We start from the raw sequence: 19,591 nt of genomic DNA on the forward strand, positions 1-19,591 counted from the left end.
GTGCGGTCAGTCTCCTCGCGGCACGTCCAGCGCCGTCCCGTACAGACGTGTCACTTCGATGCGTACGACCACGCGACGCTCCCTCACCAACTGCTGGAGGAACGCGGCTTCCTCACCGGGGTCGGTGAATCCGGGCGTCATGGAGAGCAGTTCGCGCCCCACGGCATCACCGGGTTCGGTGGACGGCTCCGACACCACCGCATCGCCCTCCGCGACGGCGAACGACCACACGTCCGGACCGCTGACATGGAGGGCTGTGTGTGGATCGCGCCGCAACTGACGTGCCTTGAGGCGATCGGCCGTGGTTGACACGCGCACGATGCGTTCCCGAGGGCTCCAGTGGAAGAGCACGGTGGACAGATGGGGATGTCCGCTGCGCTTCACGCTCGCCAGCACTCCGAACTGCTGCGATCGAAGGAGCGTGTCCAACTCCTCTTCGCTCAGGGCGCGAGGGGCGGGGCCGCCGCCGGGCGGGTCGTCGGTCGTTCCGGGGCCAGTGGCAGGAGTGGACGGTGTGGGCACGGCGGTTCTCCTCTTCCAGGGAGCAATAAGATCGACCGTAGCAGATAGTTTTGTTGCAGACTATCTATCTCGGATGCTCTCTGTCGTGGAGTGCCGTGGAGTGCCGTGGAGTGCTGTGGTCGTCCTGGGGGGCCGGTGCCGTTCAGTGCTCCCGCTGGCGCGCCCGTCGTGCGGGCCGTGGGCTCTCGCTGGGGGTCGCCAAATGCCCTGCGGCCAGCTGGTTCAGCGCCTGGAGTAGCACCTGCCGATCGCCCTCGTCCAATGTGTCCAGCGCCCGCGCGTGGACGCGGTCGACGATCCGCTGACTCTCTGCGGCGACCCTCGCGCCCTCGTCGGTGACGGTGATGATCCGGGCGCGACGGTCGTGCGGGGACGGGATGCGCTCGGCAAGGCCGGCCTTCTCCAGGGCGTCCACGGTCACGACCATCGTGGTCTTGTCCATGTCCCCCAACTCGGCGAGCTGCGCTTGGGTGCGCTCCTGCTCCAGGGCGTGCACCAGGACACAGTGCATCCGCGCGGTCAACCCGAGCTCAGCGAGGGCGGCGGCCATCTGGGTCCGCAGTACATGGCTGGTGTGGTCCAGCAGGAAGGAGAGGTCGGGCTGGGTCCGGACGGGCGCCTTGGCGGTCATGCCCGCGAGGGTAGCAATTAGGACTGTGGCGGATTATCCGGAAGGGGACTTTATTGTCGCCGTGTGCCGTGTGCCGTGTGCCGTGTGCCGTGTGCCGTGTGTCGGGGGCTTGGCGCTGCTCCCGTCTCGGAAAGCCGCCCGGCGGAGGCATCGCGGCGTCGCGCTAGGCGCAATGACTGGCCGTCGTACATCAGGGTGCTGCCCGTCGGTCTCAGTCAGGGCGCCCCGCCCGGTCCTGCCCCTCGGCGCCTCCGGCGAGACGGGGTGCGAGGGTCGGGGTGCGAGGGTCGAGGCGTGAGTGTTCGCACTGTTGTGCGTAACACTATTGCAAGCACTTGCTTGCAATAGTTAGCAGACCTGTTGCACCATCGGTTCATGGCATCACTCAACGTCGGCAATCTCGGTGAGTACCTCCGCGAGCAGCGGCGAAACGCCCAGCTCTCGCTGAGGCAGCTCGCGGATGCCGCCGGGGTGTCCAATCCCTATCTGAGCCAGATCGAGCGCGGACTGCGCAAGCCGAGCGCGGAGGTGCTCCAGCAGGTCGCCAAGGCCCTGCGGATCTCCGCCGAGACGCTCTATGTGCGGGCCGGCATCCTCGACGAGCGGGACCGGGACGAGTTGGAGACGCGAGCAGTCATCATCGCGGACCCCTCCATAACCGAGCGGCAGAAGGCCGTACTGCTCCAGATCTACGAGTCCTTCCGCAAGGAGAACGGATTCGAGACCGCCGCCGGCTCGGACGATCCGGATGCGGCGGATGCCGTCGAAGACGCCGATGCCGTGATCGCAGCCGGCGAGGGCACCCGTATGGACATAGCCCCGGACACCACTGCCGAAGGCCCGAGCGCGGGCGACGGCGGTGAACCCGACCGACCCTCACACTGAACCCGCGTCCAGGAGGACCACCCATGGCCATCACCGATGACCTGCGCAAGACCCTGTCCGACCCGAAGCCCCTCTACTTCTTCGCCGGCACCGCCGACCTCGCCGTCCAGGAGGCCCGGAAGGTGCCCGCGATCCTTGAGCAGCTCGCGGCCGAGGCGCCCGGGCGGATCGATGCCGTGCGCAACGCCGACCCCAAGGCCGTGCAGGAGAAGGTGACCGTCCAGGCCAAGGAGGCCCAGGTCACCGTGCAGACCAAGGTCAACGAGGTGCTCGGCGGTTTCGACGCCGACTTCAAGAAGCTCAGCGAGAGCGCCCAGGACCTGGCCCTGCGCAGTGTCGGGCTCGCCGCGGAGTACGCAGTTCGGGCGCGGGAGACCTACGAGCGGGTCGCCGAGCACGGTGAGCAGGCCGTGCGGACCTGGCGTGGTGAGGCGGCCGAAGAGATCACGGAGATCGCCGTGGCCGTCGAGCCCGAGCCGGCGAAGCCGCAGCCCGCGAAGGCCCAGCCGCCCAAGCCCCGGCAGGCCAGGACCGCCCAGCCGAAGACCTCGCCCGCCGCCAAGGCCGAGGCCAAGAGCGAGCCGAAGGCCGAGGCCAAGACCCAGCAGCCCAAGGTCGCCGCACGCCAGAGCACTGCGGCGTCCCGCAAGACGACCCCGGCCCGCAAGCCCGCTGCGAAGAAGACGCCCCCGCCCGCCGAGTAGGCATATGCGTACGGGCAGAATGGGCCGGGCACCTTTGGAGTGTCCGGCCCGTTCTCCAGGTACCTTTGCGGCGAGGTGCCCTCAGCAGACAAGGCGGTGCTCATCATGCTTCGCGCGAACTTCGACGCGACCCTCTCGCTCCTGCTCTTCCTGGTCTTTGCCGTGACATCCGTGACCGCGCTGGTCATGGCTGCCATGGCGCGGGGAGACGCCTACCGCGCCGCCGACAAGCAGACCAAGAACTTCTGGCTGATCATCCTCGGCATCACCGTCGTGGTGAACCTGCTCCTGAACATCCTGTTCCTGTCCATCGCAGGTCTGATCGCCACGATCGTCTTCTTCGTCGATGTGCGACCCGCGCTGAAGGCGGTCACCGGTGGTGGTGGCGGCAAGCGCGGCGGCTCCAGCAGCGACGGCCCCTACGGCCCGTACAACGGCGGTAGGTGACCTGCCCCCACGGCGGCAGGTCACCTACCGCCCCGCACCATCCCGTTCGAACCGTGCTGAGCAGGGATTCAGCCCCTGCTCAGCAGCAGTACCGCCACATCGTCGGTGAGCTCCCCGCCGTTGAGCTCCCGAACCTCGGTCACCGCGGCGTCCAGCAGCTCTTCGCCCTGTAGTCCGGCCGCGAGCTGCCGATTGACCATCTGGACCATGCCCTCGTCCCCCAGGCGCTGAGCGGCGCCGGGCCCCGAGCGGCCCTCGATCAGCCCGTCCGTGTACATCATCAGGCTCCACGCTCCGCCGAGCTCCACTTGGAGCCGCGGCCAGCGCGCCCTGGGCAGCAGCCCGAGCGCCGGCCCTCCGCTCTCGTACGGAAGCATCTGCGCGGCCCGGCCGGCCCGGGTGATCAGCGGTGAGGGGTGGCCGGCCAGACAGAGCCCGGCGCGCCGTCCGTCCGGTGCGATGTCCACGGTGCAGAGCGTCGCGAAGATCTCTTCGCTCTCCCGCTCGTGCTCCAGCACCTGTTGCATGGTCGAGAGCAGTTCGTCTCCGCACAGGCCCGCGAAGGTCAGGGCCCGCCAGGCGATCCGCAGCTCCACCCCGAGCGCGGCCTCGTCGGGGCCGTGTCCGCAGACATCGCCGATCATGGCGTGGACGGTTCCGTCGGGGGTGCGGACGGTGTCGTAGAAGTCCCCGCCGAGGAGGGCGCGGGAGCGGCCGGGACGGTAGCGCGCGGCGAACCTCAGGTTCGAGCCTTCGAGGAGGGGCGTCGGCAGCAGTCCGCGCTCCAGCCGTGCGTTCTCCTGGGCGCGCAGCCGGGACTCGGCCAGTTTGATCTGCGTGGTGTCGGCGCGCTTGCGCTCCACGGCGTACCGAACGGTCCGGCTCAGCAGCCGCCCGTCCAGCTCGTCCCGGAACACATGGTCCTGCGCTCCGACCCGAACCGCCTCCGTGGCCCGTTCCGTGTCGTCGGACGTGGTCAGGGCGAGCACGGCATGTCGCGGTGCGATGCGCAGTACGTGCCTGAGCGCGGCAAGTCCGTCGTCGCCCGGCAGCGGCAGGGCGAGGTCCACCAGGACGCAATGGACGTCGTCGGTGAGGAGGCGCTCGGCCTCGGTGAGGTTGCGTGCGCTGCGGATGCGTACCCGGGTGGCCGCGGTGGTGGGCAGTTCGGGTACGGAGAAGGGGCCTGTCGGGTCGTCCTCGATCACCAGCAGGGTGAGATCGGTGAGGTTGGTGCCACCGGTGGATTCGGCGGCTTCATGGGTGCCGGGGCCGGCGCCGTTGAGCTCCCGCGCAGCGGTGGCTTCGGTGTCGGGAGCTCCGCCACGGGGTGCGCTCACGGCTGTGGCGCCCTGTGCGGCCTCCGCGACGGGGACTCTCCGCTGTCGCGGTACAGGTGCTGGCATTGATCCGGATTCCTTCCCTCCCCCGAGGGCACGGCGGGACGACGATCGACAACCCGCCAGACGGGGACCATAGCGGTAGCCCCGCCGATAGTGGAATGGCGTCCGAGGAGCGGGTGGCGTCATCTCTACGCGGTCCACGGGCGGTTGGCGAGGCCCCCATGACGAACATCACGCCGTTGAACACGCCCGGTCACCGGATGGCGACGGAGCCGGTTGCCCTGGTGATGGGCAGTGCTGGAGTGGCGGTGGGGTTCCCTGGGGACGGGGGTCGGGATCAGGCGTCCGCGGAAGGCTCCGAAGCGCTCTTGCGGCAGGTCGCGCGGGCCGTTCGAGCGGCGTGAGCGCCCTTCCGTGGCGTTCTCCCCGGCGTTCGGGGTAGGCGGGCGGTCCTGAGTTAGCCGGGAGCATCAAGCTCCCATAGATGCCGTGAAGCATCACCAGTCACACTGGCCCCAATGTTCTTGTGGATATGGCGGGGTGAGTGTTGCCCATGTCTCATTTCTTACTCCCGACTAGGCGTGTTTTCGACGCTATAGCGGGGCATCGGTGGGCGGCTCGTGTCACTCCGGGTTCGGGACATGTGCTGGCGCCCAAGGCTGAGCCGGGGAGCCTCGGCGCTGCGCTGCCAGGAACCAACTCGTACTCCGAGCCCGTGCACACGCCGCACGCGCACCCGGGCCCGACCGCACGCGGTTCGGATCGAACCCCACGCCGTACGCATCTGAGCGCGACCGACGGGCACCCCGTACGCCCGGAACTCCTACGCCAGGTGCGACCGCAGCCACCTACGCCCGGACTTGCGCGTAACCACCGCCTGCCCGCACGGCCTCAGGGGCGTACGACGCCGAGGATCCTCATCGAGCCAGCGCCCGCGAGCGTCACATGCCGACCGGGGCGAGGCGAGTGAACGATCGTCCCGTCGCCCACGTACATCCCCACATGGCTGGCATCCGCGTGATAGATGATCAGGTCGCCGGGCTGCAGGTCCGCCACCGCCACCTTGGGCAGTTGGCGCCACTGTTCCTGCGAGGTCCGGGGGATGGGGCGCCCGGCCGACGCCCACGCCTGCGAGGTCAGTCCCGAGCAGTCGTACGAACCGGGGCCCTCCGCCCCCCACACATACGGCTTGCCGATCTGTCCGGTCGCGAACTTCACCGCCGCGGACCCCTGCGTGGTGGCCTTCGCGCCGCGCTTGAGCGGCGACGACCTCAGCCACTCCGACTGGGCCTTGTCCGCTGCGCGCCGCTCCAGGACGAGCATGCGCTTCAGCTCCTCCTTGTGCAGTCGGCCCTCCAGCGCCTCGGCCGCCGCGATCTTCGCGTCGATCTCCTTCTTCGCCGTGGCCTGCCGGACGCGATTGGCCTCCAACTTGCGCCACTGCGCGTTCGCGTCCAGGGAGTAGGACTCCAGATCGGCTTGCGTCTGCTCCAACTCCCGCAACAGGTCCCGGGTCGCCTTCATCCCGTCCTTCACCCTGCTGGCGCCGTCGAGGAAGAGTTGGGGGTCGTCGGTGAGGATGAGTTGGGCCTCGGGCGGTAGACCACCGCTTTGGTACTGGGCGCGGGCTGCCGCGCCCGCACGAAGCTTGAGATCGTCGATGCGGGTCTGGCCCCTGACGATCCGCTGGGCCAGTTCGGTGATCTCCTTGGACTGCTGTTTGGCCTGTTCCTCGGCGAGGTTGTAGGTGTCCGTGGCGGACACGGCCTGGTGGTAGAGGCCCTCTATCTCCAAGCGGATCTCGTCGAGCGACTTCTCGGGCGCGGCCGGCATACCCGGCGTGCCGCTCCTTGGAGGTGGCTCCGGTGCGTTGGGCAACAGAGGGGTGCCAGGGGCCACGGCGGGTCGGGGCGAGACGGGGGAGGCGAAGGCGGTGCCCGGTACTGCCAAGGCGGTCAGTGCGCAGACCAGCGCGACCGCCGCGGTGGCGCAGTGACGTCGAAGCACAGCTCCCCTCCCCAATCCAGCTGATGTACCGCCAGTAATGTGCGGGCGCTTCGGCGATGCTGCCACGCTGTGGCGCAAAGCGACAGGGTCCCTGAGCCATGCCGGCCGTGCGACCCTCCCCGAATTCACAAGACGAACGACGCCCCCGTGTCGTTCCCCGCACAGCGATTTCGTCCGGGCATCCACGCAGGTCGGCCGGATGCTCGCGGTTGGTTCTCGCCTCGCTCAGGCGGACCGGGGTGCCGTCGCCTCGCTCAGGCGGATCGGGGTGCCAGCGCCGACCACTCCACGGTCACCTCACCCTGCCGCCACCGCCTGTGGTCGTCCCGCAGCGGCCAGTCGGCGCCCAGGTCCCTGACCGCCCTGATCCAGCGCTGCCGGGCACTGAGCGCGGCGTACGGCGCGGCGCTCGCCCAGGCGCGGTCGAAGTCCCGGAGGAACGCATGGACCGGTTCGCCCGGGACATTGCGGTGGATCAGCGCCTTCGGCAGTCGTTCCGCCAGGTCGGAAGGCCGGTCGAGCGAACCCAACCTGGCCGCGAACGTCACGGTCCGCGGTCCCTCCGGACCGAGCGCCACCCAGACGTGCCGTCGCCCGATCTCATCGCAGGTGCCCTCGACCAGCAGCCCTCCGGGGGCGAGCCGCGAGCGCAGTCGGGCCCAGACGGAGTCGACTGCGCCCTCGTCGTACTGCCGCAGCACATTGGCCGCGCGGATGAGACTGACGGGGGGCTGCACGGGGATCTCGAAGCCGCCGTGTCGAAAACTCAGCCCCTCGCGCACATAGGGTTCGGCAGCCGTGACGCGTGCCGGGTCGATCTCGATGCCGATCACTTCGCAGCGAGGGTCGGCGGTACGCAGTCGGCGCAGCAGTTCGAGCGTGGTCCAGGGTGCCGCGCCGTAGCCGAGGTCGACGGCCAGTGGGTGTTCGCTCCGGCGCAGTGCCGGGCCGTGGACGGCGGCGATCCAGCGGTCCATGCGGCGCAGTCGATTGGGGTTGGTGGTCCCGCGGGTGGCGGTGCCTACGGGGCGTGTCATACGGGCGAGCGTATGCGGTGCCCGCTGCGCCCGGGCCTGGCGGCGGCGCTCGCGCAGAGCATTCGGAATATGTAATTCCGGAGGGTTGTGGAGGCGTCCGGTCAACCGTGCCCGCCGCTGTCGGCGGCTCGATGCCCGTCCTCCTCCCGGCCGCCCCGGCGCCGGAGAGCTGTTGGCAATAATTTGGTAAAGCGGACACACTCGGGAAATGGAAGGCGGCGGTCCGCTGTTGTGCGCGGGTGGAGGGCTGCTGGTGGCCGCAGCTTGCCGTGCCCTGAGCGAGGAGGACCTTCGACGTGAGCCAGTACGTCTCCCGCCTCTCCGGCAGCTTCCTGGCTCCCCGCATCAGATTTCCGGGCGGCCACCGCAAACCGCGTCGGATCGCGATGCTCAGCGTCCACACCTCCCCCCTCCACCAGCCGGGGACGGGTGACGCGGGCGGGATGAACGTCTACATCGTCGAACTCGCGAAGCGTCTCGCCGCCATCAACATCGAGGTGGAGATCTTCACCCGGGCCACCGCCGGCGGCCTCGCCCCCGTGGTCGAACTGGCCCCGGGAGTCCTCGTACGCCATGTGGACGCAGGCCCCTACGAGGGGCTGGCCAAGGAGGAGCTGCCAGGGCAGCTCTGTGCCTTCACCCACGGTGTGATGCAGGCGTGGGCCGGACACCGCCCCGGCCACTACGACCTCGTCCACTCCCACTACTGGCTCTCCGGCCATGTCGGCTGGCTCGCCGCGGAGCGCTGGGGCGTCCCGCTGGTGCACGCCATGCACACCATGGCCAAGGTCAAGAACGCGGCGCTCGCCGACGGCGACACCCCCGAGCCCGCCTCACGCGTCATCGGCGAGACCCAGATCGTCCATGCCGCCGACCGGTTGATCGCCAACACCGCGGAAGAGGCCGACGAGTTGGTCCGCTTCTACGACGCGGAACCCGCGAAGGTGGCCGTCGTCCACCCCGGTGTGAACCTGGACCGCTTCCGTCCCGCCGACGGGCGGGCCGCCGCCCGAGCCCGGCTCGGGGTGCCTCAGGGCGCCTTCGTCCCCCTCTTCGCGGGACGCATCCAGCCGCTGAAGGCCCCCGACATCCTCCTGCGAGCCGTCGCACAACTGCTGGTGCGCGAACCGGGGCTGCGTGCGCGGATGTACGTCCCCATAGTCGGCGGGCCCAGCGGCAGCGGGCTGGCCAGGCCCGAAGGGCTCCAGAAGCTGGCGGCGCGCCTCGGCATCGCTGACATCGTCCACTTCCATCCGCCGGTGGGGCAGGACGTGCTCGCGGACTGGTTCCGGGCCGCATCCACGCTGGTGATGCCCTCGTACAGCGAGTCCTTCGGGCTGGTCGCCATCGAGGCCCAGGCCGCGGGCACGCCGGTGGTCGCCGCAGCCGTGGGCGGACTGCCGGTCGCGGTGTCCGACGGTCGTACGGGGATCCTCGTCGACGGCCATGACCCCGCCGACTACGCCACGGCGCTGCACCGACTGCTGCTCGACCCCGCTCTCGCCACCCGGATGGGCGTGGACGCGGCGCGGCACGCGGAACGCTTCGGCTGGGACACCGCAGCCGCGGCCACCGCGGACGTCTACACGGCAGCGATGTGGGAGCGGCGGCGCCGGGTACGCTCGCACCATGTCTGACGTACGGCAGCCGGCGCTGATCATCGAGAGCGCCCTGGAGGACGCCGGCCTGGAGTGGGAGAGCCCGGCCAGCGGTTCCTACGTGGTCACCCTGCCCGGCACCCGCAAGCTCTCCACGACCTGTTCGCTCCGCATCGGCAGGCACTCGCTGTCGGTGAACGCCTTCGTCATCCGTCACCCCGATGAGAACGACGCCGCCGTCCATCGCTGGCTACTGGAGCGCAACCTCAAGCTGTACGGGATCAGCTATGCGGTGGACCAACTGGGCGATGTCTACGTCACCGCACGACTGCCGCTCTCGGTGATCAATGCGGCGGAGCTCGACCGTCTGCTCGGGTCGGTGCTCGAAGCGTCCGACGGTGCGTTCAACACCCTGCTGGAGCTGGGGTTCGCGACCGCGATCCGCAAGGAGTACGCCTGGCGGGTGGCTCGCGGTGAGTCCACGAAGAACCTGGATGCCTTCACTGGACTGACCAGGGGCTCGACCGACTGACCAGGGGATTGGCCGCTTGGCCGGTTGGCCGCTTGGCCGGGGGATCAGGCACCGGCCCTATGCCTTGCCCGGAGCGTGCACGCGCGGATGCACCGCCCGCGCCGGGAGCGTCAGGACACCACGCGGAACTGGTCCAGCGTGGCGTGGGCTTCTGCCCGGTCCTCGGCGGAGAAGCAACGGCGGTTCTGTTTGATGAGATAGGCGTGGGTGCGCACGGTCTGGAGCCATGCGGTGCGTTCGGTCTCCACCGATTGCAGTGACTCGGCCTTCCGCTTCTTCTTTTTCGCCAGGTCGCGCAGTTCGCCGCAGTCACTCTTCGACTTGTGGTGACCGTCCGACGGGAACGCCTGCCCGGTGAGGAAGCCGCCGAGCGCGAGCACGGTGGCCGCCAGCACGACGCTGGCGATCATCCAGGGATTCCGTCTTCGGCCCGGAGCCGGTTCGGGTGTGGGTGTGTGTGGTGCGAAATTCTCCATGATTCCCCCTTTGGTGATGATGGCGGTGGGATCATACAGCCGGTTTCCGGAACCTTTCTGCACAGCGAATCCCTGCTGACGGCCAGATTCGGGCTCCGCCGATCGCTCGTCCCTTGGTGCGACCGTGAGAGCTGCGCGGCAGAATCTGCGCATGAGCGAAATGTCCGGAGAGTCGGAAATGGGGAGGCCGTCGCGCGGCCCCTCCGCACCCCGGGAACCCGTCCCCAACGAGCGGCTCGCCCTCGCCGCCATGATGTTCGCCGTGGCGATGACCTTCATCGACCAGACGATCGTCGCCATCGCAGCCCCGGACATCACCCATGAACTGGGCCTCTCCTCGGCGGGAATGCGCTGGGTGGTCAATGCCTATCTGCTCTCCCTCGCCGCGTTCTTCGCACTCGGCGGGCGCCTCGCCGACGTCTACGGCCACCGCAGGATCATGCTCATCGGGACCCTGGTCTTCGTCGTCTCGTCCATCCTGTGCGGTTGCGTACCGACCGGCGATGTCGCACAGGCATGGATGATCGTCTTCCGGGCGACTCAGGGGCTGGGGGCGGCCCTGATGTTCCCGGCCGCGCTCGCCGTGGTCGTCGCCGTCTTCCCGGTGGAACGCCGCGGTCGGGCACTGGCCCTCTTCTTCGGGGTCTCGGGCGGTCTCACCGCCCTGGGCCCCCTGCTCGGAGGCTGGCTCACCACCTGGACCTGGCGGGCGATCTTCTGGGTCAACGTCCCGGTCGCGGTGATCGCGATCGTCCTGACCGTGCTCGCCCGCATTCCCAACGTCGAACGCGAGGAACGGATCGACGTACCGGGTGCGGTCCTGGTCGCCCTGGGCATGGGGCTGAGCGTGCTGGGGCTGCAACAGGCATCCGAGTGGGGCTGGGACTCGGCGGCCACCTGGGTCTGCATCGTCGGCGGCCTCCTGGTCCTGGTGGCGTTCTGTCGCTATGAACTCCGGCTGTCGGAACACCCGCTGATCCAACTCAGGGTGTTCCGGGACCGGGCCTTCGCCGTCGACAACGCGGTCCTCTTCTTCGCGATGCTGGCCTTCGTCCCCCTGTTCTTCTTCGCCTCCGTGTACGCACAGGTCTCCCTCAGTGCCTCGCCCAACGAGGCCGCGCTCTACCTCCTCTACTTCTTCATCGGTTTCGCGATCACCTCCCAGATCGGCGGACGCATCCTGGACAAGCGCGGCGCCAGACCGGCCATGCTGCTGGGTACGGTGCTGGGCGCCGTCGGATTCGCCCTGTGGGCCGGAAAGCTCACCGACCTCTCCTTCAGCGCCCAATGGCCCTATGTGGTCCTGGCCGGAGCGGGCATCGGATTCCTGCTGGCGCCCGCATCCACCGACGCGGTCAACCGTGCCATCGGTGCCTCCTACGGTGAGGTCACCGGCATCACCCAGACCGTCCGCAACTACGCCGCAGCGGTGGGTCTCGCGGTGTACGGAACCGTCCTCGCCCACATCACGACCGAGCGGGTGGCCGGAACCCTGGAAGGGCGTGGGGTGCCGGCCGCACTGGCACGGCAGGCGGCACAGAAGGTGACCCAACAGGTCACCGGCCATGCGCAGGAGCGGGGGCCCGCGGGGGAAGGAGGGGTCGCGGTGCTGGTGAAGGAAGCGACGCAGCATCTGCGGATGGACTTCGCCGAGGCCAACCAGTGGGTGTTCTACGGCATGGCGATCGCGCTGGGCGTGGCCTTCCTCTGTGCCCTGGCCCACCCTGGCACCCGGGTGACGGACGACGGCTCCATCCGCCGCTGAGGGGTACGGCGCGCCGCTCCCCGCCCCTTCGGGCCGGCGCGCGATCGCCCCGAAGTGATGTGCGACACAAGGGCGTTGGCGCTGGTCAGTCCGGTTAGGAAGCGCGCTGTGGGAGCCGCACAGGCCAACCGCCCCCTTGCCGCCGATGGGACGCTTCCTCATCCGAGTGCCGTGTGCAGGTGCGGTGCCTCGCACCCTGTATGTCGTCGTTCGGCTTCGTTAAGTTGCCGGTCATCAAGTACGACGATCGGACCGGAACGGTGTCACCGCACCTCAGCGCAGACTCCCGTGCCGCACGGCACCCCCGACCATGGAAAAGGAGGGCCACGTGCCCCAGACCAGACGCCTCCTCCTGCCCCCGCTCCTCGCCGCACTCCTCGTGTCAGGCGCCGGTGCGTTAACCACCGCGAACTCCGACCCGCAGTCGAGTGCCGCTGCCCCTCGCGCCGGATCGTTCGCGGGTGTGCCGGAATACGGCGTGCTCGGTGATCACCATGCGCCGGTACCGCCCCGCCGGCCCTAGCTCTCCGGATCTCGCCGGGTGGGCGGGGCGACACAGCGACGGTGGCCGAGCCGTGACACGCGGTGGATCGCCCGCCCGGGAGGCGTTCAGTCGGACGAGGAGTCGGCGGCGATGGGCGACCTCGCCGCGCCGTCCTCCTTCGGCGCGGTGACGGGTCCCGCATCCGCGACCTCGGAACCCGTGAGGGCCGGCGGGAGATTGCGCATCAGACCCCAGTAGCCCACCCCGGCCACCGTCCCCAACGCCGCGCATGTGCCCCACAGCCACGCGGCACCCAACCCGTCCATGATCGTGCCGGCGAGCACCGGCGCGACCAGCGAGGCTGCGGCCCAGGACAGGGTGTACATCCCCTGGTAGCGGCCCCGCCCATGAACCGGCGAGAGCCTGACCACCAACCCCGTCTGGGTCGGTGCGTTCACCATTTCCGCCAGGGTCCAGATGCAGACGGTCAGTGCGTACATGGCGATCGACCCGGCGAACGCCGTCAGCCCGAATCCGTACCCCGCCAGCAGCGACGAGACGATCAGCAGTCGACGTGGATCGCGGTGCTCGATGTAGCGGGTGAGGGGGATCTGGAGGGCCACGATCAGCCCGCCGTTGAGGGCCATCACCAGGCCGAAGTCCGCGGCCGAGAAACCGGCGGCGCCCATCGCCAGGGGCAGCCCGACGAAGCCCTCCATGAAGATCAGCGAGATCAGGAACGACAGCCCGACCATGCCCATGAACCGGCCGTCGCGCAGCACCGTGCCCAGACTGACCCGTTCCTGCTCCGCCTGCGTCGAGCTGTCGGCCGTGCCTGGTCCGCCCCGCTCGGGCCGTGACTCCGGCAGCTTCACATAGATGAAGATCGCGCAGGCCAGCGTCATCACGGCCTCCCCGATGAAGCCCGCCAGATAGCTGTACTCGGCGATGAATCCCGCCGCTGCGGCGGATATGGCGAAGCCGAGGTTGATCGCCCAGTAGTTCAGCGAGAACGCCCGCACCCGGTCCTTCGGCGGCACGATGTCGGCCATCATCGCCTGTACCGCGGGCCGCGAGGCGTTGGTCGCCGCACCGACGACCGTCGCGACGACGGCGATGGCCACCGGGTGCTGTACGAACCCCAGCACGGCCACCGACACGGCCGACGAACTCTGGGCGATCAGCAGGGTGGGCCGACGTCCCAGCCGATCGGTCATGACCCCGGCACCGATGGACGAGATCACTCCGCCAAGTCCGTAGAGCGAGGCGACCAGCCCCGCATAGGAGGCCGAGTAGCCGCGATCCAGGGTGAGGTAGAGGGTCATGAAGGTCGCGACGAACGCCCCGAGGCGATTGACCAGGGTGCTGGTCCACAGCCACCAGAACTCACGGGGCAGCCCGGACACGCTCTCCTTGAGCGCGCGCCGCGCACGGGCGATGGGCATAGGTCCCCCCAGCAGCCTCGATCAGGCCATGTAATAGCTCTTTCGGTATTGCGCACATTACATAGCTGGTCATCCGGCCGCCAGTGACTTGACGCCGGCCGCAGGCGAGGCGGCGAAGGGCGTCCACTAGGCTCGGAGGCATGGCCGACGCACCGTACAAGCTGATCCTCCTCCGCCACGGCGAGAGCGAGTGGAACGCGAAGAACCTGTTCACCGGCTGGGTGGACGTCAATCTCACCGAGAAGGGCGAGAAGGAGGCGGTCCGCGGCGGTGAGCTGCTGAAGGACGCCGGTCTGCTCCCCGACGTACTGCACACCTCGCTCCAGAGGCGTGCCATCCGCACCGCCCAGCTCGCCCTGGAATCCGCCGACCGGCACTGGATTCCCGTGCACCGCTCCTGGCGCCTCAACGAACGCCACTACGGCGCGCTCCAGGGCAAGGACAAGGCGCAGACCCTCGCCGAGTTCGGCGAGGAGCAGTTCATGCTCTGGCGCCGTTCCTACGACACTCCGCCGCCCGCCCTTGAGGACGGCACGGAGTTCTCGCAGAGTGGCGACCCGCGCTACGCCACCATCCCGCCTGAGCTGCGCCCGCGCACCGAGTGCCTCAAGGACGTCGTCGTCCGGATGCTCCCGTACTGGTACGACGGCATCGTCCCGGACCTGCTGACCGGACGGACCGTCCTGGTCGCCGCGCACGGGAACTCGCTGCGCGCGCTGGTCAAGCACCTCGACGGCGTCTCCGACGAGGACATCGCCGGGCTGAACATCCCGACGGGCATCCCGCTGGCCTATGAGCTGGACGCCGACTTCAAGCCCCTCAAGCCGGGCGGCACCTACCTCGACCCGGACGCGGCTGCGGCGGCGATCGAGGCGGTCAGGAACCAGGGCAAGAAGAAGTAGGCAGCAGCACGCGGCATTGCCGTTCGAGCCCCTTGTCCGCAGTTCCCGCGGACAGGGGGCTTTGTGACGCGCCGGGCGGACCGTCCGGTAGCGGGCCACCGGATCCGACCGGATGCCGAAGGACCCCCTCCGCGCTTCGAAGGACATGCCCCGCCCGATGACACCGGGCGGGGCATGTCCGTGTCGCCGTGTGGGTCAGCGGTCGGTCAGCCGCAACCGCCGCCGCACTGGCAGGAGCCGCCCGACTGGCAGCCGCAGCTGCATCCTGCGCCGCAACCGCATGCGCGAAGCAGCGCGAACCGCACCACCTCCGCCGCTACTTCCTGCGGAGCCGCTATCGCTGATTTAGGGGAATCGGTCATGAGTTCCTCCTGATGGGCGTACGAGCCGTACAAGACGTACGAGATGGGTCGCCTCTCGCCATTCCATGCCCGCCGGGGCAGGCGCATCAACAGCGCGTTGAGGCATGGGCCCGTGGCCCGACGTCGTACCGCGATCCGGCGCAAACCGCGAAGGGCCGGCGGACGGCTGGTATCCGCCTGGGGTGGCGGGCGGAGAGGTCGGTGAGTGCCCGACGGGCCAGGAGAGCCGCAGGGTGCCCGGGACGCGTCGAACCGCCGTCCGAGCCCCTGCGATGGTCCGCCCCACCCCGGCTCCCGGGCTGTGATTCCCCGAGAGCCGGTGCGGGAGCAGGACGGGAAGGACGGGAGGCCGCAGCCCTCAGGTCCCGTCCACCGGGGTGAGTGGCTGAATCTCGTCGGCGTGCTCGCCCGTGACCAGATAGACGACCCGCTTGGCCACCGACACCGCATGGTCGGCGAAGCGCTCGTAGTAACGCCCGAGAAGCGTTACATCCACCGCCGTCTCGATCCCGTGCTTCCAGCGGTCGTCCATCAGATGCTGGAAGAGGGTGCGGTGCAGAAGATCCATCTCGTCGTCGTCCGTCTCCAGCTGGAGTGCCAGATCGACGTCCTTGGTGATGATCACCTCGGCGGCCTTGGCCATCAGCCGCTGGGCGAGCTGGCCCATCTCCAGGATGGTCGCCTGGAGGTCCTGGGGCACCGCCGAATCGGGGAAGCGCAGCCGGGCGAGCTTCGCCACGTGCTGTGCCAGATCCCCGGAACGCTCCAGATCAGCGCTCATCCGCAGCGAAGTGACCACGATCCGAAGATCCGTGGCGACCGGCTGCTGCCGGGCCAGTAGGGCAATCGCCCGAGCCTCCAGATCGTGCTGGAGGTCATCGACCTTCTGATCCGCGGCGATCACGGTTTCGGCCAGTTTCAGATCGGCGTCGAGCATGGCCGTGGTGGCGCGTCCAATCGCCGACCCCACCAGTCGGGCCATTTCGACAAGACCCTCGCCGATGGAATCCAGTTCCTCGTGGTACGCGTCCCGCATCGGGTTCCCTTTCTGCTGATGAACAGAGGTCCGGGTGGGGTACTCGGACCTCCACGCTCCCACGGTGCATGGATAACCCGTCCAGATCCTCCCGGCCAAATGAACCGGTCCCATCCCCTTGGTGAACTCTGGGCGACGAGTGTTCCCGCTGCCACCCGATTGGCTGTGAGCATGTCCGTGACCACGCATAACCTGGATGCATGGACGTGAACGCGGCAGTCGCCGCAGCAGCGGCGATCGCCGGTCTCCTGACCGGTGTGATCGCGATGCTGGCGTTCCGCTGGAGCGAGCGGGAACAGCGCAGACCCACCCGTAGCTCGTTGCACACGGACGCCGTGCTGCCACCCGGCGTCGACACGGTCCTGTCCGTGCTGCGCTCCTCCGCCGTCGTTCTCGACGAGGGCGACTCCGTCGTCAAGGCCAGCTCCGCCGCATACGCCCTCGGACTGGTTCGTGGCGGAAAACTCACTGTTGACGCCATGCTTCAGATGGCCAGGGACACACGTCGAGACGGTGAGATACGCCAGGTGGAGCTGGATCTCCCGCGGCGCGGCACCGGTCGGGGCGAGGCCCTCGCCGTCTCCGCCCGGGTTGCTCCGCTCGGCTCCCGCCTGGTCCTCCTGCTGGTCGAGGACCTCACCGAGGCACGCAGGATAGATGCGGTGCGCAGGGACTTCGTCGCCAACGTCAGCCATGAGCTCAAAACCCCCGTCGGCGCGCTCTCGCTGCTCTCCGAAGCCGTCATGGACGCATCCGACGACCCCGAGGCGGTGACCCGGTTCGCCGGGCGGATGCAGATCGAGGCGACCCGGCTCACCAACCTCGTACAAGAACTCATCGACCTCTCCCGCGTCCAGAACGACGACCCGTTGGACGACGCCGAACCCGTACGGGTGGAGGAGCTGGTCGCCGAGGCCATCGACCGCTCCCGCCACCCCGCCTCCACCAAACAGATCACTATGGCTGCCGCTGGCGCCGAAGACCTGCGAATCTGGGGCAATCGCGGCCAGCTCGCCGCGGCACTGGGCAATCTCGTCGAGAACGCCGTCAACTACTCACCCGCCCGCACCCGCGTCGGCATCTCCGCACGCCGGATCTCCGACATGGGCACCGACCTGATCGAGATCGCCGTCACCGACCAGGGCATCGGCATCCCCGAGAAGGACCGCGAGCGGATCTTCGAACGCTTCTACCGCGTCGATCCGGCCCGCTCCCGCGCCACTGGGGGCACCGGGCTCGGACTGGCGATCGTCAAGCACGTGGCCGCCTCGCACGGCGGGGAGGTCAGCGTCTGGAGTACCGAGGGACAGGGCTCCACCTTCACCCTGCGACTGCCCGAAGCGGGCGCCGCCAGGGGCCGCTCAGCCAACGGCCAGGGCCCGGCCAGCAGCCAGGCCCCCGCCACCCGTACGGACGCACCCGAAGGCGTCACCACGCCCGACGGCCGCCCCGCCACCGGCACGGATCGCCCCGCTGAGGACGACAACCGGCCCCACGACACCGATCCGAACACCGACACCCCTGCCCCGGAGGTCCTTCCGTGACCCGAGTGCTCGTCGTCGAGGATGAGGAATCCTTCAGCGACGCCCTGTCCTACATGCTCCGCAAGGAAGGCTTCGAAGTCGCCGTGGCGACCACGGGCCCCGAAGGACTCGACGAATTCGAGCGCAACGGCGCCGATCTCGTCCTCCTCGATCTGATGCTCCCCGGCCTACCCGGCACCGAGGTCTGCCGCCAACTGCGCGGTCGGTCCAATGTCCCGGTCATCATGGTGACCGCGAAGGACAGCGAGATCGACAAGGTTGTCGGGTTGGAGATAGGGGCGGACGACTACGTCACCAAGCCCTTCTCGTCCCGGGAACTGGTGGCGCGCATCCGCGCGGTGCTGCGCCGCCGGGGCGAGCCGGAGGAGGTCACCCCCGCCGCGCTGGAGGCCGGCCCGGTCCGGATGGACGTGGACCGCCACGTCGTCACCGTCGGAGGCGGCAAGGTCGACCTGCCGCTCAAGGAGTTCGACCTCCTGGAGATGCTGCTCCGCAACGCGGGCCGGGTCCTCACCCGCATGCAACTCATCGACCGGGTGTGGGGAGCCGACTACGTGGGCGACACCAAGACCCTGGACGTCCATGTGAAGCGGCTGCGCGCCAAGATCGAACCGGACCCGGGTGCCCCGCGCTACCTGGTCACGGTCCGCGGCCTCGGCTACAAGTTCGAGCCCTAGCCGGTCCCGGCCCCTCGGGGCCGATGGTGCCCGCTGACGAAGAGAACGCCCCACCGAAACCGGTGGGGCGTTCTCTTCGTGCTGTGGAGGCCGTCCGATCCAGAACCCGGGCCTTCCGGCACCGACGCTTCGGCGTCCAGACGGCCAGATGTTCAGCCAGCCAGCTAGCCAGACGTTCAGGCGTCAGCTGTGGGCGGAGTCGGAGGATTCGCCCTCGTGGTCGCCCTGGCCCTGCTCGCCGTCCTGGCCCTGCTCGCTCTGAGCCTGCTCATTCGCCTGGTCGCTCTGCTCGCCCTCGGCGCCCGGCTGGCCTTCCGTGCCCTGCTCGGTCGAGTTCTCCCCATTGCCGGGGTTCGTGGCGTTCTCAGCGTTGGCACCGTCGTCGGCGTTCGCAGCATTTTCTGCGTTCTCAGCGTTCTCGGGGGTTCCTGAGGGATCGCTGCCCGGCTCGCCCGCCGGCTCCGACGGCTTGGGCTTCGGGGGAGCGGGCTTCGGCGGCGCGGTGGGCCCGAAGTCCTTGAAGTCACCCTTCGACGCCATCACGAACGCCTTCAGCTTCACATCACCGGTGTCGCTGAAGCGGAAGACCGTCTCCTGCACACCGCCGATGTTCTTCGTCAGATCGCGGCCGTTCTCGATGAACGCGGAGGCATTGCCCTTGCCGCCGATGATCACCGAACCCTCGGCGGGCACCGTGATGGGACCGGACCCCTTCGCGGGCTTCAACTGCACCCGACCGGCGCCCGGCAGGGTGATCGAGTCGATCGTCTGGGCCTTCCGGCCGTTGTTGAAGACCGTCGCGGAGACGGCGGCCGGGCCCTCCGAGTCAGCCTTCGGCTGCACGATGACGTTGGCGTTCTGAACGCTGATGGTGTCGACCGTCACTGCTGCCGTGTCCGGCTTGACGCCGAGGGACTGGGCGTTGTTGCCCGCGCCGCAGGCGGTGAGAGCGGCGGTCGACAGCACGGCAGCGGTCACGGCGAGGGCACCGCGTCGAAGGCTGCGGGTGCGGCCTCCCGACGGAGTGTGGTGGAGGCTCACGACGGCGGCATCTCCTTGGACGTACGGACTGCGGACTGGTCGGGCTGCCGCCTGCCGAACGACGGTGGGCGGGCCGGTTGAACCGGCGTAATACCGGCCGGGACCGCGACAGTTCGCGATACCGGCCGAGACCACTTCAGTTCGCCGACAGAT

At 69.0% G+C, this 19,591-nt stretch carries 19 protein-coding genes; 10 read left to right on the forward strand and 9 right to left on the reverse strand.

What is annotated here, in order from left to right:
* Nucleotides 1–6 precede the first annotated feature (6 nt).
* Entirely contained in the window at nucleotides 7–522 is a 516-nt protein-coding gene (locus tag ACFXJL_RS11750) for a pyridoxamine 5'-phosphate oxidase family protein (protein WP_384691493.1), read from the reverse strand.
* A gap of 142 nt (nucleotides 523–664) precedes the next feature.
* Nucleotides 665–1,153 (reverse strand): MarR family winged helix-turn-helix transcriptional regulator, encoded by a 489-nt coding sequence (locus ACFXJL_RS11755; RefSeq protein WP_384691496.1) that lies wholly within the window; start codon nucleotides 1,151–1,153, stop codon nucleotides 665–667.
* A 375-nt stretch (nucleotides 1,154–1,528) separates the two neighbouring features.
* Here ACFXJL_RS11755 and ACFXJL_RS11760 point away from each other — a divergent pair, with 375 nt between their 5' ends.
* The 3 genes from ACFXJL_RS11760 (at nucleotide 1,529) to ACFXJL_RS11770 (ending at nucleotide 3,189) form a co-directional block, all read left to right on the forward strand.
* Complete coding sequence (locus tag ACFXJL_RS11760) at nucleotides 1,529–2,038, forward strand: helix-turn-helix domain-containing protein (protein ID WP_384691499.1); 510 nt, start codon at nucleotides 1,529–1,531, stop codon at nucleotides 2,036–2,038.
* A 23-nt stretch (nucleotides 2,039–2,061) separates the two neighbouring features.
* Entirely contained in the window at nucleotides 2,062–2,742 is a 681-nt protein-coding gene (locus ACFXJL_RS11765) for a hypothetical protein (RefSeq protein ID WP_384642038.1), read from the forward strand.
* A gap of 105 nt (nucleotides 2,743–2,847) precedes the next feature.
* Complete coding sequence (locus ACFXJL_RS11770; protein ID WP_329027600.1) at nucleotides 2,848–3,189, forward strand: DUF2516 family protein; 342 nt, start codon at nucleotides 2,848–2,850, stop codon at nucleotides 3,187–3,189.
* A 68-nt stretch (nucleotides 3,190–3,257) separates the two neighbouring features.
* Here ACFXJL_RS11770 and ACFXJL_RS11775 read toward each other — a convergent pair whose 3' ends face one another.
* The 3 genes from ACFXJL_RS11775 to ACFXJL_RS11785 all read right to left on the reverse strand — a co-directional run bounded on the left by ACFXJL_RS11775 (nucleotide 3,258) and on the right by ACFXJL_RS11785 (nucleotide 7,576).
* Nucleotides 3,258–4,595 carry a PP2C family protein-serine/threonine phosphatase gene (locus ACFXJL_RS11775; protein ID WP_384691502.1) on the reverse strand — a complete coding sequence of 446 codons (1,338 nt, stop codon included), beginning with the start codon at nucleotides 4,593–4,595 and terminating at the stop codon, nucleotides 3,258–3,260.
* 828 nt (nucleotides 4,596–5,423) lie between these two features.
* A complete protein-coding gene (locus ACFXJL_RS11780) occupies nucleotides 5,424–6,539 on the reverse strand; it encodes an NlpC/P60 family protein (RefSeq protein WP_384691505.1) in 1,116 nt (371 codons plus the stop codon).
* Between the two features lie 254 nt (nucleotides 6,540–6,793).
* On the reverse strand, nucleotides 6,794–7,576 hold the full coding sequence (locus ACFXJL_RS11785) for a class I SAM-dependent methyltransferase (protein WP_358879523.1): 783 nt from the start codon (nucleotides 7,574–7,576) through the stop codon (nucleotides 6,794–6,796).
* A gap of 296 nt (nucleotides 7,577–7,872) precedes the next feature.
* Between ACFXJL_RS11785 and mshA the strand changes: the two genes are divergently transcribed.
* Both mshA and ACFXJL_RS11795 read left to right on the forward strand, forming a co-directional pair.
* Nucleotides 7,873–9,213 carry a D-inositol-3-phosphate glycosyltransferase gene (gene mshA, locus ACFXJL_RS11790; protein WP_358879522.1) on the forward strand — a complete coding sequence of 447 codons (1,341 nt, stop codon included), beginning with the start codon at nucleotides 7,873–7,875 and terminating at the stop codon, nucleotides 9,211–9,213.
* Nucleotides 9,206–9,706 (forward strand): YbjN domain-containing protein, encoded by a 501-nt coding sequence (locus tag ACFXJL_RS11795; protein ID WP_358879521.1) that lies wholly within the window; start codon nucleotides 9,206–9,208, stop codon nucleotides 9,704–9,706. Before mshA ends, ACFXJL_RS11795 begins: the two co-directional genes overlap by 8 nt.
* A 110-nt stretch (nucleotides 9,707–9,816) precedes the next feature.
* On the opposite strand, the gene ACFXJL_RS11800 is transcribed toward ACFXJL_RS11795, so the two are convergent.
* A complete protein-coding gene (locus ACFXJL_RS11800) occupies nucleotides 9,817–10,116 on the reverse strand; it encodes a hypothetical protein (RefSeq protein WP_358879520.1) in 300 nt (99 codons plus the stop codon).
* Nucleotides 10,117–10,360: 244 nt separating this feature from the next.
* Here ACFXJL_RS11800 and ACFXJL_RS11805 point away from each other — a divergent pair, with 244 nt between their 5' ends.
* Nucleotides 10,361–11,947 carry an MFS transporter gene (locus ACFXJL_RS11805; RefSeq protein ID WP_384692094.1) on the forward strand — a complete coding sequence of 529 codons (1,587 nt, stop codon included), beginning with the start codon at nucleotides 10,361–10,363 and terminating at the stop codon, nucleotides 11,945–11,947.
* A gap of 328 nt (nucleotides 11,948–12,275) precedes the next feature.
* Entirely contained in the window at nucleotides 12,276–12,470 is a 195-nt protein-coding gene (locus ACFXJL_RS11810; RefSeq protein ID WP_384691510.1) for a hypothetical protein, read from the forward strand.
* A gap of 86 nt (nucleotides 12,471–12,556) precedes the next feature.
* Here ACFXJL_RS11810 and ACFXJL_RS11815 read toward each other — a convergent pair whose 3' ends face one another.
* Complete coding sequence (locus tag ACFXJL_RS11815) at nucleotides 12,557–13,876, reverse strand: MDR family MFS transporter (protein ID WP_384691513.1); 1,320 nt, start codon at nucleotides 13,874–13,876, stop codon at nucleotides 12,557–12,559.
* A 140-nt stretch (nucleotides 13,877–14,016) separates the two neighbouring features.
* On the opposite strand from ACFXJL_RS11815, the gene ACFXJL_RS11820 reads away from it, so the two are divergent.
* A complete protein-coding gene (locus tag ACFXJL_RS11820; protein WP_384691516.1) occupies nucleotides 14,017–14,778 on the forward strand; it encodes a phosphoglyceromutase in 762 nt (253 codons plus the stop codon).
* Between the two features lie 720 nt (nucleotides 14,779–15,498).
* Here the strand turns inward: ACFXJL_RS11820 and phoU are convergent.
* Complete coding sequence (gene phoU, locus ACFXJL_RS11825) at nucleotides 15,499–16,176, reverse strand: phosphate signaling complex protein PhoU (RefSeq protein ID WP_329020689.1); 678 nt, start codon at nucleotides 16,174–16,176, stop codon at nucleotides 15,499–15,501.
* 200 nt (nucleotides 16,177–16,376) lie between these two features.
* Here phoU and ACFXJL_RS11830 point away from each other — a divergent pair, with 200 nt between their 5' ends.
* Both ACFXJL_RS11830 and ACFXJL_RS11835 read left to right on the forward strand, forming a co-directional pair.
* Nucleotides 16,377–17,720, forward strand: coding sequence for an ATP-binding protein (locus tag ACFXJL_RS11830; RefSeq protein ID WP_358879512.1), 1,344 nt, complete (start codon nucleotides 16,377–16,379; stop codon nucleotides 17,718–17,720).
* Nucleotides 17,717–18,397 carry a response regulator transcription factor gene (locus ACFXJL_RS11835; protein WP_065961092.1) on the forward strand — a complete coding sequence of 227 codons (681 nt, stop codon included), beginning with the start codon at nucleotides 17,717–17,719 and terminating at the stop codon, nucleotides 18,395–18,397. Before ACFXJL_RS11830 ends, ACFXJL_RS11835 begins: the two co-directional genes overlap by 4 nt.
* Before the next feature lie 183 nt (nucleotides 18,398–18,580).
* Here ACFXJL_RS11835 and ACFXJL_RS11840 read toward each other — a convergent pair whose 3' ends face one another.
* On the reverse strand, nucleotides 18,581–19,438 hold the full coding sequence (locus ACFXJL_RS11840; RefSeq protein WP_384691521.1) for a DUF461 domain-containing protein: 858 nt from the start codon (nucleotides 19,436–19,438) through the stop codon (nucleotides 18,581–18,583).
* Nucleotides 19,439–19,591 lie beyond the last annotated feature (153 nt).

Origin of the sequence: Streptomyces sp. NPDC059256, assembly GCF_042753785.1 — a bacterium.
Classification (GTDB): domain Bacteria; phylum Actinomycetota; class Actinomycetes; order Streptomycetales; family Streptomycetaceae; genus Streptomyces.